Origin of the sequence: Clostridium sp. YIM B02506 (assembly GCF_022324845.1) — a bacterium.
GTDB lineage: Bacteria > Bacillota > Clostridia > Clostridiales > Clostridiaceae > Clostridium_T > Clostridium_T intestinale.
Genome location: NZ_JAKGTG010000021.1, coordinates 59,459 through 74,202 on the forward strand (window position 1 = coordinate 59,459; position 14,744 = coordinate 74,202).

General features: G+C 30.2%; 17 protein-coding genes and 1 tRNA gene. 17 read left to right on the forward strand and 1 reads right to left on the reverse strand.

The features are described 5' to 3' along the window. Nucleotides 1–589: 589 nt before the first annotated feature. The 15 genes from L1S49_RS15500 (at nt 590) to mreB (ending at nt 12,984) form a co-directional block, all read left to right on the forward strand. Nucleotides 590–946, forward strand: coding sequence for a hypothetical protein (locus L1S49_RS15500; RefSeq protein ID WP_238906083.1), 357 nt, complete (start codon nt 590–592; stop codon nt 944–946). Between the two features lie 8 nt (nt 947–954). After that, nucleotides 955–1,635, forward strand: coding sequence for a F0F1 ATP synthase subunit A (locus tag L1S49_RS15505; protein WP_073022561.1), 681 nt, complete (start codon nt 955–957; stop codon nt 1,633–1,635). Nucleotides 1,636–1,661: 26 nt separating this feature from the next. Next, nucleotides 1,662–1,892, forward strand: a complete 231-nt coding sequence (gene atpE, locus L1S49_RS15510) for an ATP synthase F0 subunit C (RefSeq protein ID WP_021800480.1) — start codon at nt 1,662–1,664, stop codon at nt 1,890–1,892. Between the two features lie 62 nt (nt 1,893–1,954). Then, on the forward strand, nt 1,955–2,434 hold the full coding sequence (locus L1S49_RS15515; protein WP_073022510.1) for a F0F1 ATP synthase subunit B: 480 nt from the start codon (nt 1,955–1,957) through the stop codon (nt 2,432–2,434). Nucleotide 2,435: 1 nt separating this feature from the next. Further along, nucleotides 2,436–2,975 carry a F0F1 ATP synthase subunit delta gene (locus tag L1S49_RS15520; protein ID WP_073022509.1) on the forward strand — a complete coding sequence of 180 codons (540 nt, stop codon included), beginning with the start codon at nt 2,436–2,438 and terminating at the stop codon, nt 2,973–2,975. Between the two features lie 10 nt (nt 2,976–2,985). Next, a complete protein-coding gene (gene atpA, locus L1S49_RS15525) occupies nt 2,986–4,500 on the forward strand; it encodes a F0F1 ATP synthase subunit alpha (RefSeq protein ID WP_238906085.1) in 1,515 nt (504 codons plus the stop codon). 154 nt (nt 4,501–4,654) lie between these two features. Then, nucleotides 4,655–5,503 carry an ATP synthase F1 subunit gamma gene (gene atpG, locus L1S49_RS15530; RefSeq protein ID WP_073022507.1) on the forward strand — a complete coding sequence of 283 codons (849 nt, stop codon included), beginning with the start codon at nt 4,655–4,657 and terminating at the stop codon, nt 5,501–5,503. 15 nt (nt 5,504–5,518) lie between these two features. Continuing rightward, the gene (gene atpD / locus L1S49_RS15535) at nt 5,519–6,916 is read left to right on the forward strand and encodes a F0F1 ATP synthase subunit beta (protein WP_073022506.1); all 1,398 of its coding nucleotides are present in this window, start codon (nt 5,519–5,521) and stop codon (nt 6,914–6,916) included. Nucleotides 6,917–6,939: 23 nt separating this feature from the next. Then, complete coding sequence (locus L1S49_RS15540; protein WP_238906087.1) at nt 6,940–7,344, forward strand: ATP synthase delta/epsilon chain alpha-helix domain-containing protein; 405 nt, start codon at nt 6,940–6,942, stop codon at nt 7,342–7,344. A 153-nt stretch (nt 7,345–7,497) separates the two neighbouring features. Then, complete coding sequence (locus tag L1S49_RS15545; RefSeq protein ID WP_073022504.1) at nt 7,498–8,148, forward strand: hypothetical protein; 651 nt, start codon at nt 7,498–7,500, stop codon at nt 8,146–8,148. A gap of 21 nt (nt 8,149–8,169) precedes the next feature. Beyond that, entirely contained in the window at nt 8,170–9,429 is a 1,260-nt protein-coding gene (gene murA / locus L1S49_RS15550) for a UDP-N-acetylglucosamine 1-carboxyvinyltransferase (protein ID WP_073022503.1), read from the forward strand. Nucleotides 9,430–9,523: 94 nt separating this feature from the next. After that, entirely contained in the window at nt 9,524–10,582 is a 1,059-nt protein-coding gene (gene spoIID, locus L1S49_RS15555; protein ID WP_238906089.1) for a stage II sporulation protein D, read from the forward strand. A 167-nt stretch (nt 10,583–10,749) separates the two neighbouring features. Beyond that, a complete protein-coding gene (locus tag L1S49_RS15560) occupies nt 10,750–11,517 on the forward strand; it encodes a M23 family metallopeptidase (RefSeq protein WP_238906096.1) in 768 nt (255 codons plus the stop codon). Nucleotides 11,518–11,617: 100 nt separating this feature from the next. Further along, nucleotides 11,618–11,869, forward strand: coding sequence for a sporulation transcriptional regulator SpoIIID (spoIIID, locus tag L1S49_RS15565; protein WP_021800490.1), 252 nt, complete (start codon nt 11,618–11,620; stop codon nt 11,867–11,869). 92 nt (nt 11,870–11,961) lie between these two features. After that, on the forward strand, nt 11,962–12,984 hold the full coding sequence (gene mreB / locus L1S49_RS15570) for a rod shape-determining protein MreB (RefSeq protein ID WP_021800491.1): 1,023 nt from the start codon (nt 11,962–11,964) through the stop codon (nt 12,982–12,984). 213 nt (nt 12,985–13,197) lie between these two features. On the opposite strand, the gene yyaC is transcribed toward mreB, so the two are convergent. After that, entirely contained in the window at nt 13,198–13,737 is a 540-nt protein-coding gene (yyaC, locus tag L1S49_RS15575; RefSeq protein WP_073022500.1) for a spore protease YyaC, read from the reverse strand. 151 nt (nt 13,738–13,888) lie between these two features. Here yyaC and L1S49_RS15580 point away from each other — a divergent pair, with 151 nt between their 5' ends. Together L1S49_RS15580 and L1S49_RS15585 are read left to right on the forward strand one after the other, a co-directional pair. Beyond that, nucleotides 13,889–14,500 (forward strand): hypothetical protein, encoded by a 612-nt coding sequence (locus L1S49_RS15580; RefSeq protein WP_238906098.1) that lies wholly within the window; start codon nt 13,889–13,891, stop codon nt 14,498–14,500. 172 nt (nt 14,501–14,672) lie between these two features. Then, nucleotides 14,673–14,744 (forward strand) — tRNA-Thr (locus L1S49_RS15585).

A 14,744-nucleotide genomic window follows, 5' to 3' on the forward strand; every position in this document is an offset into this window, starting at 1 on the left:
CAAACAATGATTTTAATCTTTGTTTGATAGGTATTTTTTTATTCCTTAGTGAAGTAACATAGGTTATTAAATAGGGGATTGATTAACCTAAAAAGTGAGATGGAATAAGGGTATAAAGGGTCTAGCTGCCTTCTTTGCTCCTATAATTATAAAAAGATAGCTTCAATATATAAATTAAAAGTAATTACTGATAAATATTTTGTGAATAAAAGTGAATGGCATTATTCAATTGTGGATTTAAAAAAGAAAATGTTTGATGAGGCAAGTTTAATTAAATTCAAAATATATCAAGAAATTAGTAATTTCCATAAAAAAATAGCAAAAAAATATTAATTGAAAATGTTGTCAAACTAAATGTTGCATAAAAATAAAATAATCAGAAAATTCTTAATAATGAATTGAGATGCAAGAATTATTTATTATTATAGATAAGAGAAAAATTAGTAAGATATCCCGACATAAAGCTTAGTATTTTAAGCTATTAAGGCAATTTGACGAAATAAGATGTATTTTAGTCTGATATAATGTTTTGTTAATAAAAACTAACAGTATATAATAATCACAGGCATTACAAAAAGGAGTCAAACTTATGGATAAATCCTTAAAAGAACTACTAGTTAAGAATTTTAGGTTTACGATTATAATAATAATGGGTATAACAGTAGCATTATTACCGTTATTAGGTATAAAAATTGCATTTGCATATTTTATAGGTGCAATTTTAGGTTTAATAAATTTCATGTCTAGTGGAATTATTATGGGAAAGTACTTTTTGAAGAAACCAATTCTCATAAATATAGGATATATGTTAAGAATATTACTAATAATATTAGTAGCAATTCCTTTCACAAATGACTTAATTATGTTTTTAGCATATTTAGGTGGATTTATATCTCATCATATATGTTTAATTTTTTATTGGATTTTTATTAAAGAAAGGAAGTGATTATGCTTATGGAAGAATCAAAACCATTGTATTCTTTTATGGTTGGGAATTTTACAATAGATATTACTAAAGAACTTGTAATACAGTGGATAATAATGTTAATAATTATTTTATTAGCTTTTTGGGCAACTAAAGGTATGAAAAAAAGACCAAATAAAAAGCAAACAGTTGTGGAAGTCCTTTATAATGCTATAAAAGGTGTTGTTGTTCAAAATATGGGCGAAAAATATGTAGGATTTATTCCATACATAGGCACACTAGCGATTTTTATTCTATTGCTAAATTTAACCGGATTAATAGGTGTGGCACCACCTACTGAAAACTATAGTGTTACATTAGGATTAGCTTTAATGACTTTTGTGGTTGTTCAAGCATATGCAATTAAAACTATAGGGATCAAACATTACTTTTTAGGACTAGGTCAGCCATTTGCGGCTATGCTTCCATTAAATATAATGGAAAGAATAATGTTACCTGTATCTCTTTCACTGAGACTTTTTGGTAATATAATGGCAGCAACAGTACTTATAGAATTGGTATATCAAGCTTTAGGAAGTCTTTCTTTCTTTGCACAAATAGGAATACCAATATTTTTACATGCATATTTCGATATATTCGATGGTGTTATACAAATGGTCATTTTTGTTATGTTGACCATGATTAACATAAAAATAGTAGCAGAACATTAATATCTAAATTTTAAGGAGGAACAAAAATGGAAATTGCAATGAGAGCATTAGGGGCAGGTATCGCTGTATTAGTAGGAATTGGAGCTGGTATAGGTATAGGAAATGCAACAGGTAAGGCTGTAGAAGGTATTTCTAGACAACCAGAACAAAGCGGAAAAATAACTACTACTTTATTAATAGGTTGTGGTTTTGCTGAAGCAACAGCTATATATGGACTATTAATATCAATCTTATTAATTTTTGTAGGTATAAAATAATAAACAAATAAATGGAATTATAAATTAATTATTGACTCCAGAAGGGAGGCATGGGCTTCGAGATGGAAATAAACGTATCGTTGATTGTAGGAACTATAATAAATTTTATTATTTTGTTAGCAATTTTAAAGCACTACTTCTTTAATAAAGTAAAAGATGTTATAGAAGATAGACAAAATGAAATTGAAGATAAGATAATAAGAGCAGATGAAGATTTAGAAAAAGCTAGAATATTTAAGCTTGAAAATGAAAGAATACTTAAATCAGCAAGAGAAGAAGGTAAAAAGATTACTGAAGAATATAAGAGAAAAGCTGATAAAGTTCACAGTGAAATTCTTCAAGAAGCTAATAAAGAAGCAAATGTAGTAATGGAAAGAGCAAAAGTTGAAGTTGAAAGAGAAAAAAATAAAGCAGAAGCTGAATTAAAGAAGCAAGTTGTTGATTTAGCAGTAATGCTATCCGTAAGAGCTTTAGAAGAAAGTATTGATGAGGAAAAACATAGAAAACTTATTAATGACTTTATAGCTAAGGTAGGTATTTAATATGTATGAATATTTGGATAGAAGATATGCTTTAGCTCTTTATCAGGTTGGAGAAGAAAAAGGTAAGGTAGAAGAATATTTACGTGATTTGAGAGAAATCTGCGATCTTGTGTACAATAATCCAGAGTTTTATGAGGTTATAAAACATCCTCAAATAAGTACATCTAAAAAGAAAAGTACTTTTGTAAATATTTTTAAAGGAAAAATTGATGAAGAATTATTATCTTTCCTATTATTACTTATAGAAAAAGATAGAATCCTTTATTTAAAAGAAAAACTAAATGAAATGGAAAAAATTCATTTAGAGAGAAATAATACTTTAATTGCTAAAGTTAAAAGTGTTATTCCCCTTACAGAAGAACAGCATAATAAGCTAACAGAAAATTTACAGAATAAATATGATAAAAAAGTGGTTCTTCAAGAGGAAATTGATAAAAGCATAATTGGTGGGTTATACGTTAGAGTTGGAAATGATGTAATAGATGGAACAGTAAAATCCAAACTCGACGAAATGAAAGCTCGTATGCTAAAGAGAGAATAGAGGTGAGTCTATGAATATCAAACCAGAAGAAATTACATCCATTATAAAAAATGAAATTCAAAAATATGAAAAACAAATAAAAACAGTGGATTCTGGTACTATAATTCAAATAGGTGACGGTGTTTCTAGAGTTTATGGCCTTGACGATTGTATGGAAGGAGAGCTTTTAGAATTTCCTAACAATATATATGGAATGGCACTAAACTTAGAACAAGACAATGTTGGATGTGTTCTTTTAGGATCAGAAGAAGGAATAAAAGAAGGCGACATTGTAAAGAGAACCGGAAAAATAGTTGAGGTACCAGTTGGAGACGCACTTGTAGGCAGGGTTGTTAACTCTTTAGGAGTAGCTATAGATGGAAAAGGACCTATTAAAAATGATGGTTTTAGACCAATAGAAGTTCCAGCGCCAAGTATAATTGATAGAAGTTCAGTTAATGAACCTCTACAAACTGGAATAAAAGCTATAGATACAATGATTCCTATAGGTAAAGGTCAAAGAGAGCTAATAATCGGAGACAGACAGACTGGAAAAACAGCATTAGCTTTAGATGCTATTATAAATCAAAGAGGCAAAGATGTTATATGTATATATGTAGCTATTGGTCAAAAACAATCTACAGTTGCACATATAGTTAACACACTTACTGAAATGGGGTCTATGGATTACACAATCGTAGTAACTTCAACAGCTTCTGATAGTGCTCCTCTTCAATATCTTGCTCCTTATGCAGGATGTTCTATGGGGGAATACTTCATGAATAAAGGAAAAGATGTTCTTATAATATATGATGATTTGTCTAAACATGCGGTTGCTTATAGAACAATGTCATTATTACTTAGGAGACCACCAGGAAGAGAAGCTTATCCAGGAGATGTATTCTATATACATTCAAGACTTCTAGAAAGAGCTGCGAAGCTTTCAGAGAAGAATGGTTCAGGATCACTTACAGCTCTTCCTATAATTGAAACATTAGCAGGAGACGTTACTGCTTATATACCAACAAACGTAATATCCATAACTGATGGACAGATATTCCTTGAGTCAGAATTGTTTTATGCAGGTCAAAGACCAGCTGTTAACGCAGGTATTTCTGTATCAAGAGTTGGTGGTAACGCTCAGATAAAAGCTATGAAGCAAGCTTCAGGAACATTAAGAATAGAGCTAGCTCAATACAGAGAACTTGCAGCTTTTGCTCAATTTGGATCTGATTTAGATAAAGATGCTAAAATGAGATTAGAAAAAGGTAAGAGATTAGTAGAGATATTAAAACAAGCTCAATATAAACCTATGGATGTTGAAAAGCAGATAATGATTCTTTATTCTGCAGTTAATGACTTCTTATCAGATATCAAAGTTTCTGATATTAAGAAATTTGAATCAGAGTTTTTAGAATTTATGGATACGCACCATAGAGAAATAGGAAAAGCTATAGTAGAGCAAAAAGTATTAAGTGATGAAATTAAGACTGGTTTAGAATCAGCTATATTTGAATTTAAGAAGATGTTTCTACAAAATGCGTAACAGCAAATTTTAACCTATACAATAAGGTGTAAGGAATTTAAAGCCTAATATAATAAGGTGTAGGGAATTGATACCTAGATATAAGTGAAGGAATTAAAACCTAATAAAATAAGGTGCATAGCAAAAGCTATGCCATCTTTTAGGAGGTGGATATATGGCAGGAGCGGGACTTATCCAGATAAAAAGAAGAATTAAGTCTATAACTAATACAAAGAAAATTACAAAAGCCATGGGACTTGTTGCCACTTCAAAACTTAGAAAAACAAGAAAACAACTTTCTTTTAATGATAAATACTTTAATTCTTTAAAAGATTTAACAGAAAGTTTAATAAGTTCTATAGAGGAAGATGACAATAGTATTTATTTTAAAGCCAACAATCAGGGACCTGCATTATATATTTTAATTGCATCTGATACAGGATTATGTGGAGGGTTTAACGGAAATATAGTAAACTATTTTATGACTCAAAGCGTAAATGCAGAAAATGCTGAGGTTATGGTTGTAGGGCAAAAAGGATTATCTTATCTTAAGAGGTATAATCAAAGTACATTAGCAGAATATGTTGATATACCAGACGTACCAACGGTTAAGGAAGCTAAGATAATTTATGAACATGCAATTAGACTTTATAAAGAAGGAAGTATTTCAGAAATAAATGTAATATATGCTGAATTCATTTCCCCTGTTAAACAGAATATGAAAAAAGCTAAACTACTTCCAATGGATAAAATAGAAGGTAAAAAAGCTAACATTATAGCAGAACCTAATATTGAAGAAGTTGTTGAAGGAACTTTGGATATTTATTTGAAATCATATATATTAAATTGCATGCTTAATTCTAAGGCAAGTGAGCAAAGTGCTAGAATGACTGCAATGGATGGAGCAACTAATAATGCAAGTGATTTATTAGATGCATTAAATACTAAATATAATAGAATCAGACAAACCGCTATAACTCAAGAAATTTCTGAAATAGTTGGTGGAGCTGAGGCTCAAAAATAGTGAGGAGGTATACTAATGCCTGGTACTATCGGAAAAGTAGTTCAAGTAATTGGACCAGTTATTGATATAAAATTTGATACAGATGCTCTTCCAAACATATATAATGCAATTGAAATTTGTATGGGAGAACATAAAGTTGTAGCTGAAGTTGAACAACATATAGGTGATGATATAGTTAGAGCTATAGCGATGGAAGCTACTGAAGGATTAAAAAGGGGTATGGACGCTTTAGACACTGGTAAAGCTATAACAGTACCTGTAGGAGAACAAGTTTTAGGTAGATTATTTAATGTCCTAGGTAGCCCTATGGATGAAAAGGAAGAGGTAAAGGCTGAAAAGTACTACCCAATTCATAGACCTGCTCCAACATTTCAAGAACAATCTGTTGAACCAGAGATGTTTGAAACTGGTATTAAGGTAATAGACTTAATTGCTCCATACCAAAGAGGTGGAAAAATAGGTCTATTTGGAGGAGCTGGAGTTGGTAAAACAGTTCTTATACAAGAACTTATAAACAACATAGCTAAACAACACGGTGGACTTTCAGTGTTTACTGGTGTTGGAGAAAGATCAAGAGAAGGAAATGATCTTTATCATGAAATGATGGATTCAGGAGTTATAAATAAGACTGCTTTAGTATTCGGTCAAATGAATGAACCACCTGGTGCTAGAATGAGAGTAGCATTAACAGGACTTACAATGGCAGAATATTTTAGAGATAAAGGTCAAGATGTATTATTGTTTATTGATAATATATTTAGATTTACTCAAGCTGGTTCAGAAGTATCAGCTTTACTTGGAAGAATTCCATCAGCTGTTGGATATCAACCTACATTAGCAACAGAAATGGGTGCTCTTCAAGAAAGAATCACATCAACAACTAATGGTTCTATAACATCAGTTCAAGCAGTATATGTTCCAGCGGATGATTTAACGGATCCAGCTCCAGCGACAACATTTGCTCACTTAGATGCAACAACAGTTTTATCAAGAGAAATATCAGAACTTGGTATTTATCCAGCTGTTAACCCATTAGAGTCAAGTTCTAGAATACTTGACCCAAGAATAGTTGGTGAAGAGCATTATGAAGTAGCTTCTAAGGTTAAGCATATTCTTGAAAGATATAAAGAATTACAAGATATAATAGCTATCTTAGGTATAGATGAACTTTCAGAAGAAGATAAACAAATAGTTTCTAGAGCAAGAAAAATACAAAGATTCTTATCTCAACCTTTCACTGTAGCTGAACAATTTACAGGATTTCAAGGTAAGTATGTACCTGTAGCTGAAACTGTTAGAGGTTTTAAAGAAATTCTTGAAGGAAAACATGATGATATTCCAGAATCAGCATTCCTTTTTGTTGGATCTATAGAAGAAGCTGTAGAGAAAGGTAAGAAGATTGCTAATTCATAGTAGTTTTATGAAGGGAGAATATTATGTCTAAAAAATATACTTTAAAAATTATAACTCCCGATAGAGAATTATTTGAAGGTGAGGTAAGTAAAACTGTAATTCCAACTAATGATGGAAATATAGAGATATACGCTAATCATACACCTATAACAGTTATAACTGTTCCAAATAAAACTGAGTTTGTAGATGAAGCAGAAAATAAAAAAGTACTATTTACATCAAGTGGAGTTGTAACTTTTAATGATGGCATGCTTACTTTTTGTTGTGAATCAGGTGAATGGCCAGAGGAAATAGATATTGCTAGAGCTGAGGACGCCAAAATGAGAGCAGAAAATAGAATAAAAGATTCAAGTAAATTTGATGAAAAAAGAGCTAAACTGGCATTAAGTAGAGCTCTAGTTAGAATAGATATTAAAAATAATTTGTAATAAATAAAACCCTAGCAGTGTTAGGGTTTTATTTTATGCGTACAATATGGAAAATATTCACAAAAAAATAAAAAATTAATATAATAATAATATATCTAAGTGAATAAAAGCTTTTTGCCTTGACAATAATTAAGAGGAAAGGTAGGGGGTATAATGAAGTACAAAAAATTTGCAATGGTTGTACTTTTCCTTTTTTCTCTCTTAACTTTTTTAAATTTGTACAATTTAAAATGCCAAGGTTTTCAAAGTTTAGAAGGAAAGTTTTTAGAGAACTATAAGGATGTTGAGAGAACTTTAATAGTTGAAGGTAAAAGTTATTTAAATAACCAGGATTTTAAAGATTTAATAAAAAACAAAATGAATAGTGAATTTTACGGAGAAAAATCTTTAGAAGAAAATACTACTTCTTTCTCTTATAAAATATTAAATGAATTAGATGATATTCAAGTAGATGTATATAATGATGAAGAAAATTCTTTTAGAATTATATATTCAACAAAGAATAAAAAGGAAAATCTAGAAGAGGTTAAAAAAAATATAAATCATCTCCTAGAGGAAGTATCATATGATGTGAGATATTTTAAAGAACTTAAGGGAAGAATAGATATACAAGGAGATTTAGAAGAAGTATTAGACAAGGAGCTGAAAGCAGTAGGAATAAAGAGCTATACATCTTTAAAAATTAATAATGGATATACTGGGAAGGCAGAATTGGCTAATAGTACTATAAACTTCGCTATTTGCACATATGAAAAAAACTCTTATATGGTTATTGGCGAACCATTAATAGTTTCAACATATTAACAATAGTTTATGGAGGATAACATGGAAAAAATCAGAGTAAAAGGTGGAAATACTTTAGCTGGTGAAGTTAATATTAGTTCTGCAAAAAATTCTGTGCTCCCAATAATAGTAGCATGTATTTTATGCGGAGATGAAATTACAATAAAAGAGGCACCACTCTTAGAGGATGTATATGTTATATGTAATGTATTAAAAGAATTAAATGCTGAAGTAGAAATAAATAAAATAACAAGAGAATTAAAAATTAATACAAAAAATTTAATTCCTAATAATGCAAATAGTGAACTAATAAAAAAAATGAGGGCATCATTTTTAATAATGGGACCTATGATAACTAAGTTTGGTTATTGTAAGTTATCGCATCCAGGTGGATGTAATATAGGAACAAGACCTATAGATCTTCACTTAAAAGGATTAAAAGCTTTGGGCGCAGAAATATCCATAGGACATGGATATGTAGAAGCTAAGGCAAAAGAACTTATAGGGAATCGAATTTACTTAGACTTTCCTTCTGTAGGAGCAACAGAAAATATAATGATGGCAGCGGTTTTTGCTAAAGGTACCACTATAATAGAAAATGCTGCTGAGGAACCAGAAATATGGGATTTAGCAAATTTCTTAAATTCTATGGGAGCAAAGGTTTATGGAGCTGGACAGGGAAAAATAACTATTGAAGGAGTTAATTCTCTAAAACCAGTAGTATATAAGCCTATATTTGACAGGATAGAGGCAGGAACGTTTATGGTTGCTGCAGCTATAACTAAAAGTGAAATAACTATAAATGGAGTTAATGAAGAGCATTTAAGACCTACTATTGAAAAACTTAAAGAATGTGGAGTAATAATGGAACTTGTAAATGGGAAAATGAGAGTTGATGGAAGAGGAGAATTAAGACCAGTAGATATAAAAACTCTGCCATATCCAGGTTTTCCTACTGATATGCAAGCTCAGATGATGGCTCTTTTAAGTCTCACAAAAGGTTCAAGTATTATATCAGAAACAGTTTTTGAAAATAGATTTATGCATGTCCAAGAACTACTAAGAATGGGAGCAAATATAAAAATTGATGGTAGAACAGCAATTATAGAAGGCGTTGATAGATTAACAGGTGCAGGAGTTAAAGCAACAGATTTAAGAGCAGGAGCAGCAATGATACTAGCAGGATTAGTAGCAGAAGGAGAAACAGAAATAAGCGAAGTATATCATATAGATAGAGGGTACGTTAATATTGAAGAAAAATTAAAAATGTTAGGTGCAGATATAGAGAGAATATATGAATAAAAAAATCAGCTTATGCTGATTTTTTTATTATTTGTCATAGCTTTCATATTTCTGAGTATATATAGTTATGTAAATTAATTATGAGGTGATAGCTATGAAAAGATATAATTTTGATGCAGGTATTATGAGAAAAGTTGCATTATATTTTTCCTCTATATTATGTTTGATATTAATTCCTATAATAGTACTAAATGGAGAAATTGCTACTCCTAAGAATAAAGATGATACTACAATTAAAGAGGATGAAAATAGAAACATAAATAATAATATTAATAATAAAGACTTTTCAAAAATAAAAGTTCATCATGTTGAAAGTAATTCAAATGAAGAGATGGATTTAGAAGAGTATATAGTGGGAGTAATAGCTGCAGAAATGCCAGCAGAATTTGAAATAGAGGCTTTAAAGGCACAAGCTATTGCTGCAAGAACTTATGCTTTAAAAAGAATAGTAACTCCTTGTGAGCAGGCTAATGGAGCTGATATATGCGATACGGTTCATTGCCAGGTATATATTAGTAAAGAGAAAAGAATGGGAATGTGGGATAAATCTCAGGAGGAGGAAGAAAATTATTGGAAGAAGTTTCAACAGGCGGTACAAGAAACTAAAGGAAAAGTATTAAGTTATGAAGGTAAGCTAGTTTTATATCCACAGTTTTTTTCAACAAGCTGGGGTAAGACAGAAGATTCAGCTTCCGTATTTGCATCTGATGTACCTTATTTAAAATCTGTAGATTCTCCTGGAGAAGAAGATTCAAAAAGCTATAAATCTAATAAAGAATTAACTGTAGAAGAGTTTGTTAAGTTGGTTAACAATAAATATAAAGAAGCGAAGTTAAGTGCCTCAAATCTAAATGGTTCAGTAAGTATATTAAGCAAAAATCCTGGGGGATCTGTTGCAGAAGTTAAATTAGGAGGAGCTAAGATAAAAGGAACTGAATTTAGGACATTATTAAACCTAAAGTCAGCTAATTTTACTATTAAGGTAGCTAACGGAAAGGTAAATATCGAGTGTATTGGTTATGGTCATGGGGTAGGAATGAGTCAAAGAGGAGCAAATGTAATGGCTAAAGCTGGCACTAAAAGTGAAGAGATACTTAAGCATTATTATCAAGGGGTAGAAATAAAAGATATAAAGGAAATTAACCTAAATTAAAATATTTTAGAAGTTATATATGAATTAGATTTTTTAATTCATATATAACTTCTTTTTTATTATAAAGTATGTAAAAAATGTCGAAAGAAAATAGAAAAAAGTAATGGAAAAATTGTATTTTTTTAGTTTATAAAGGACAGACTACCAAATGGAGGTGTTCATAACTAATGGATAAAAAGAACAGATTTGAAAAATTAAAAAACTTACTTAGAAAGGAGAGTTTTTACGTAATTTTATTTTTGTGCCTATGTGTGGTAGCTAGTGCAGCAGCAATTTCAGTAAGAAAAGCTAAAGCGGATTTAACTCCACCTGTAGCGGATAGTTCGGATGACTTACCAATTAATATAAATGATTCTAGTGGAAACAATGTAATTGATAACGCTGATCAGGTTAAAAATACTAATGATAAGTCAAATGAAGAAAAATCAGACAACAATAAAGATGCTAATAAAACTTCTCAAAACACAACACAAAAATCAACCACCGTTTCAAATACAAATACTGTTAAATTTAATAAACCTTTAGATGGTACATTATTAAGAAAGTTTTCATATGGTATTGAGATGGTAAAAGTTGATACCAATAATTATGAAAGTATAAAAGGAATCGATATTTCAGCAAAAGTTGGAACTGATGTTGTAGCTGTAGCTGAAGGAGTTGTTGAAGAAGTTGGAGAAGAAGATGGTGATTTAAGTGGATGGTATGTTGTTATAAAACATACTAATGGTATGAAGAGTAAATATGCAAACTTAGATTCAAATATCAAAGTTAAAAAGGATCAAAAAGTTACTCAAGGAGCTGTTATCGGTAAAGTTGGAAATACAGCTAAGAAATTTACTAATAAAGATGTTGGAGAACATTTGAAATTCCAAATGGTAGATTCAAAGGGTGAACAAGTTGATCCATTAAAATATTTTACACTTAAGACACAATAATTGATTTATATAATTGAAATCAGTCATTTTATAAAATGGCTGATTTCTAAAAACATTAAATAAATATTAACTAATATAACTAAATGAGGAGGATCCAGCTTTGAAAGACTATATTGAAGAAAGGGTACTAGAGGTTGCTCAGTATATAATAGATTCAAAAGCTACAATTAGAAAAACTGCAAAGGTTTTTGGTGTTAGCAAAAGTACTATTCATAAAGATATGACTGAAAGATTACCTAAAATTAACCCATCTATAGCACAGGAAGCAAAATATATTTTAGATTTAAATAAAGCTGAAAGACATATTAGAGGTGGAAAAGCTACAAAATTAAAGTACAAGGCTATTGAATAGATTCATTATTCCATATTATAATATAAAAAGGAGAATATTGTTGAAAAACTTTAAATATTTTCGAATTTTATCATTATAGGAGTGAATATAAAATGTGGTTTTGGAAGATGGGAAACGACTTAGCCATAGATTTAGGTACAGCTACTGTGTTAGTTTATATGGCGGGAAAAGGAATTATTTTAAAAGAACCTTCAGTAGTAGCGGTAGATAAAAATTCAAATAAGGTACTAGCTGTAGGAGAAGAAGCAAGAAAAATGATTGGCCGTACCCCAGGGAATATCGTTGCAGTACGTCCATTGAGAGATGGCGTAATATCTGATTACGATATTACTGAAAAAATGTTAAAACATTTTATTCAAAAAAGCTGCGGCAAAAGAAAAATTTCCGCCCCAAAAGTTATGGTATGTGTACCATCACAATCAACTGAAGTTGAAAAAAGAGCAGTAGTAGATGCTGCTAAAAATTCAGGAGCTAAGTCCGTATTTTTAATAGAAGAACCACTTGCAGCTGCAATAGGGGCTGGATTAGATATTTCAAAACCAAATGGAACAATGGTTATCGATATTGGTGGAGGAACCACTGATATAGCAATTATATCTCTAAATGGTGTAGTTGTAAGAGCGTCAATTAAGGTTGCTGGAGATAAGTTTGATGAATCTATAATAAGATTTATAAGAAGTAAATACAAGCTTATGATTGGAGAAAAATCAGCAGAAGAGCTTAAGATAACTGCTGGATCAGCACTAAGAGGCTCAAGAAATGTTACGGCTATAGTAAAAGGAAGAAATTTAATTACTGGATTGCCAGATAACATAGAAGTAACTACTGAAGAACTTACAAAGGCATTAGAAGAACCAGTAAGATTAATAATAGATAAAATTCGAGATGTATTAGAAAAAACCCCACCTGAGTTAGCGGCAGATATAATAGATAAAGGAATATTAATGACTGGTGGAGGGGCCTTGCTTTATGGATTCGATAAATTAATTGAGATAGAAACTGGAGTAAAAGTTAATGTAGCTGATAATTCAGTAGATTGTGTTGTTTTAGGATCTGGAAAAGCATTAACGTCTTTAGAAAAAGGACATGGTGAGTTTTTAATCTCAGATAAATAGAGTATTTATAAAAATAAAATGCTACTAAAAATTCTATATTTTTAGTAGCATTTTATTTTTTATTGCATAGGAAAGCATATTTTTTCTATGCAATAAAAAATGCAAGGGGTGCAGGGGAAGTTGTGTTCCCTGCCTCTTAAGGAGGGTGCTCAGACACGTAGTGTCGTCGAAGGGAACCATAGGGTTCCCTAGCGAAGTGGCGTAGCCACTTTTTTATATAGAAAGTTTTTTTATATCACTCAAATAGTAAGAGTGAACTATTCCTTTAACAATAGATTTACTCATATCCATTATTAAAGAAAGTCGTATAGTTCTATTAGAAAAAATTTCGGTAGCGCTACTTGAATCAACAATTCCTATAATTGAGGCATTACCTACATCAGGAAGGGTTTTTCCAACACCCTTTCCAGGATGTATAGCATAATCTCTAACATGAATTTCACCTATTGAATTAATATCTCCTAGACAAGCATCTATGCCTATTATTAAAGAATTAGGATGATTTTTATTAATCTCAACTAATTTTTTATCTATATTTAATGCGTGGATAGGTGAAGATAAAGTTCCGTAAATTGGTAATGGTATTAGAGTTTCTTTTAGTAATGTACCTACTAGTGGTCCAAGAGAATCTCCTATACATTTATCAGTTCCTATACAGACTATTACAGTATTGTCTTTTATATAGTCTCTCAAGAAGTAAGCTATTTCGTAATAGGCCATATTTTCTTTATAATTTACTTTAACTTTATTCAAAAAAACCATCCTTTCTACTTGATGTATAAACAGTACTTTATTATATATGCAAGCAAAAAGAACGTTATTATATATAATAAAAAATTATAATATCAAAAGTATAAAAATGATAAATAATGGCAATAAAGGTTAATAGTAGAGAGGTGATAAAATGAATAAAAAAATTTTAACAATATTAGTTATATTAGCAACAATTATAAGTGTAGTCTTCATCTTATATCCAAGTAATCCTAAAAAATCAACAGAACAAAGCGTACAAGTTAAAAATAATACATCTAAGAAACAAGTTGCGGATAAAGCAAATAATGAAAATAGTACTAGTGTAAAAAATGATAAATTAGAAAAGGAAAACAAAGCGGACGACAAAGGTAAAGCTGAAAATAGTGACCCATTAATTAAAGTTGAAGGTAATGAGTATGAAGATTCATATATAGATAATTCTAAAAATAATTATAATAAACCTGATAAAAAAGAAGAAGAGGCTTTGACGGCAAGTATGATTTTTAAGGTGGATAAAAATACAATAGAGAAGAAAATTTCTGTATCTAACAAAGCAAAATTGCTTTATTATGCAAGTAAATTATCTAATTTTGATTATGCACAAATCAAAGATATATTAGATAATGGAGATGAAGTTGATGGAGCTAAAGATATAGTTAAAATATTAAAAAATAGATTAAAAGCAAGTGATTATGAAGAAGTTAAAAAAATTCTCAGTCCTTATATAGATATAGAAAAAATAGAAAATCATATTAGTGTATAGGTTTAAAAGAAAGTTTGAAAAAATCAAATAATAGACTAATAAGGAGAAAAATATAGAAAATAGGAGTTTAAGTGTAATAATATCTGTAAATGAGGTATTTTAAGAGTTGAAACTTATTACTTATCCCCTTATACTAATCATTGTCGGTTCTGTAAAGAATCAAGATAAATCCGCTGGCATGGCTCAACGGTAGAGCAGCTGACTTGTAATCAGCAGGTTGTAGGTTCGATTCCTATTGCCAGCT

What these genes read in the sequence shown, in the direction of transcription:
- L1S49_RS15540 (WP_238906087.1), top strand. Translation starts at nt 6,940, where the DNA reads ATGTCTAAAAAATATACTTTAAAAATTATAACTCCCGATAGAGAATTA.
- L1S49_RS15505 (WP_073022561.1), top strand. Translation starts at nt 955, where the DNA reads ATGGAAGAATCAAAACCATTGTATTCTTTTATGGTTGGGAATTTTACA.
- L1S49_RS15545 (WP_073022504.1), top strand. Translation starts at nt 7,498, where the DNA reads ATGAAGTACAAAAAATTTGCAATGGTTGTACTTTTCCTTTTTTCTCTC.
- atpA (WP_238906085.1), top strand. Translation starts at nt 2,986, where the DNA reads ATGAATATCAAACCAGAAGAAATTACATCCATTATAAAAAATGAAATT.
- L1S49_RS15580 (WP_238906098.1), top strand. Translation starts at nt 13,889, where the DNA reads ATGAATAAAAAAATTTTAACAATATTAGTTATATTAGCAACAATTATA.
- atpE (WP_021800480.1), top strand. Translation starts at nt 1,662, where the DNA reads ATGGAAATTGCAATGAGAGCATTAGGGGCAGGTATCGCTGTATTAGTA.
- murA (WP_073022503.1), top strand. Translation starts at nt 8,170, where the DNA reads ATGGAAAAAATCAGAGTAAAAGGTGGAAATACTTTAGCTGGTGAAGTT.
- atpG (WP_073022507.1), top strand. Translation starts at nt 4,655, where the DNA reads ATGGCAGGAGCGGGACTTATCCAGATAAAAAGAAGAATTAAGTCTATA.
- L1S49_RS15500 (WP_238906083.1), top strand. Translation starts at nt 590, where the DNA reads ATGGATAAATCCTTAAAAGAACTACTAGTTAAGAATTTTAGGTTTACG.
- L1S49_RS15520 (WP_073022509.1), top strand. Translation starts at nt 2,436, where the DNA reads ATGTATGAATATTTGGATAGAAGATATGCTTTAGCTCTTTATCAGGTT.
- mreB (WP_021800491.1), top strand. Translation starts at nt 11,962, where the DNA reads ATGTGGTTTTGGAAGATGGGAAACGACTTAGCCATAGATTTAGGTACA.
- atpD (WP_073022506.1), top strand. Translation starts at nt 5,519, where the DNA reads ATGCCTGGTACTATCGGAAAAGTAGTTCAAGTAATTGGACCAGTTATT.
- L1S49_RS15515 (WP_073022510.1), top strand. Translation starts at nt 1,955, where the DNA reads ATGGAAATAAACGTATCGTTGATTGTAGGAACTATAATAAATTTTATT.
- spoIID (WP_238906089.1), top strand. Translation starts at nt 9,524, where the DNA reads ATGAAAAGATATAATTTTGATGCAGGTATTATGAGAAAAGTTGCATTA.
- L1S49_RS15560 (WP_238906096.1), top strand. Translation starts at nt 10,750, where the DNA reads ATGGATAAAAAGAACAGATTTGAAAAATTAAAAAACTTACTTAGAAAG.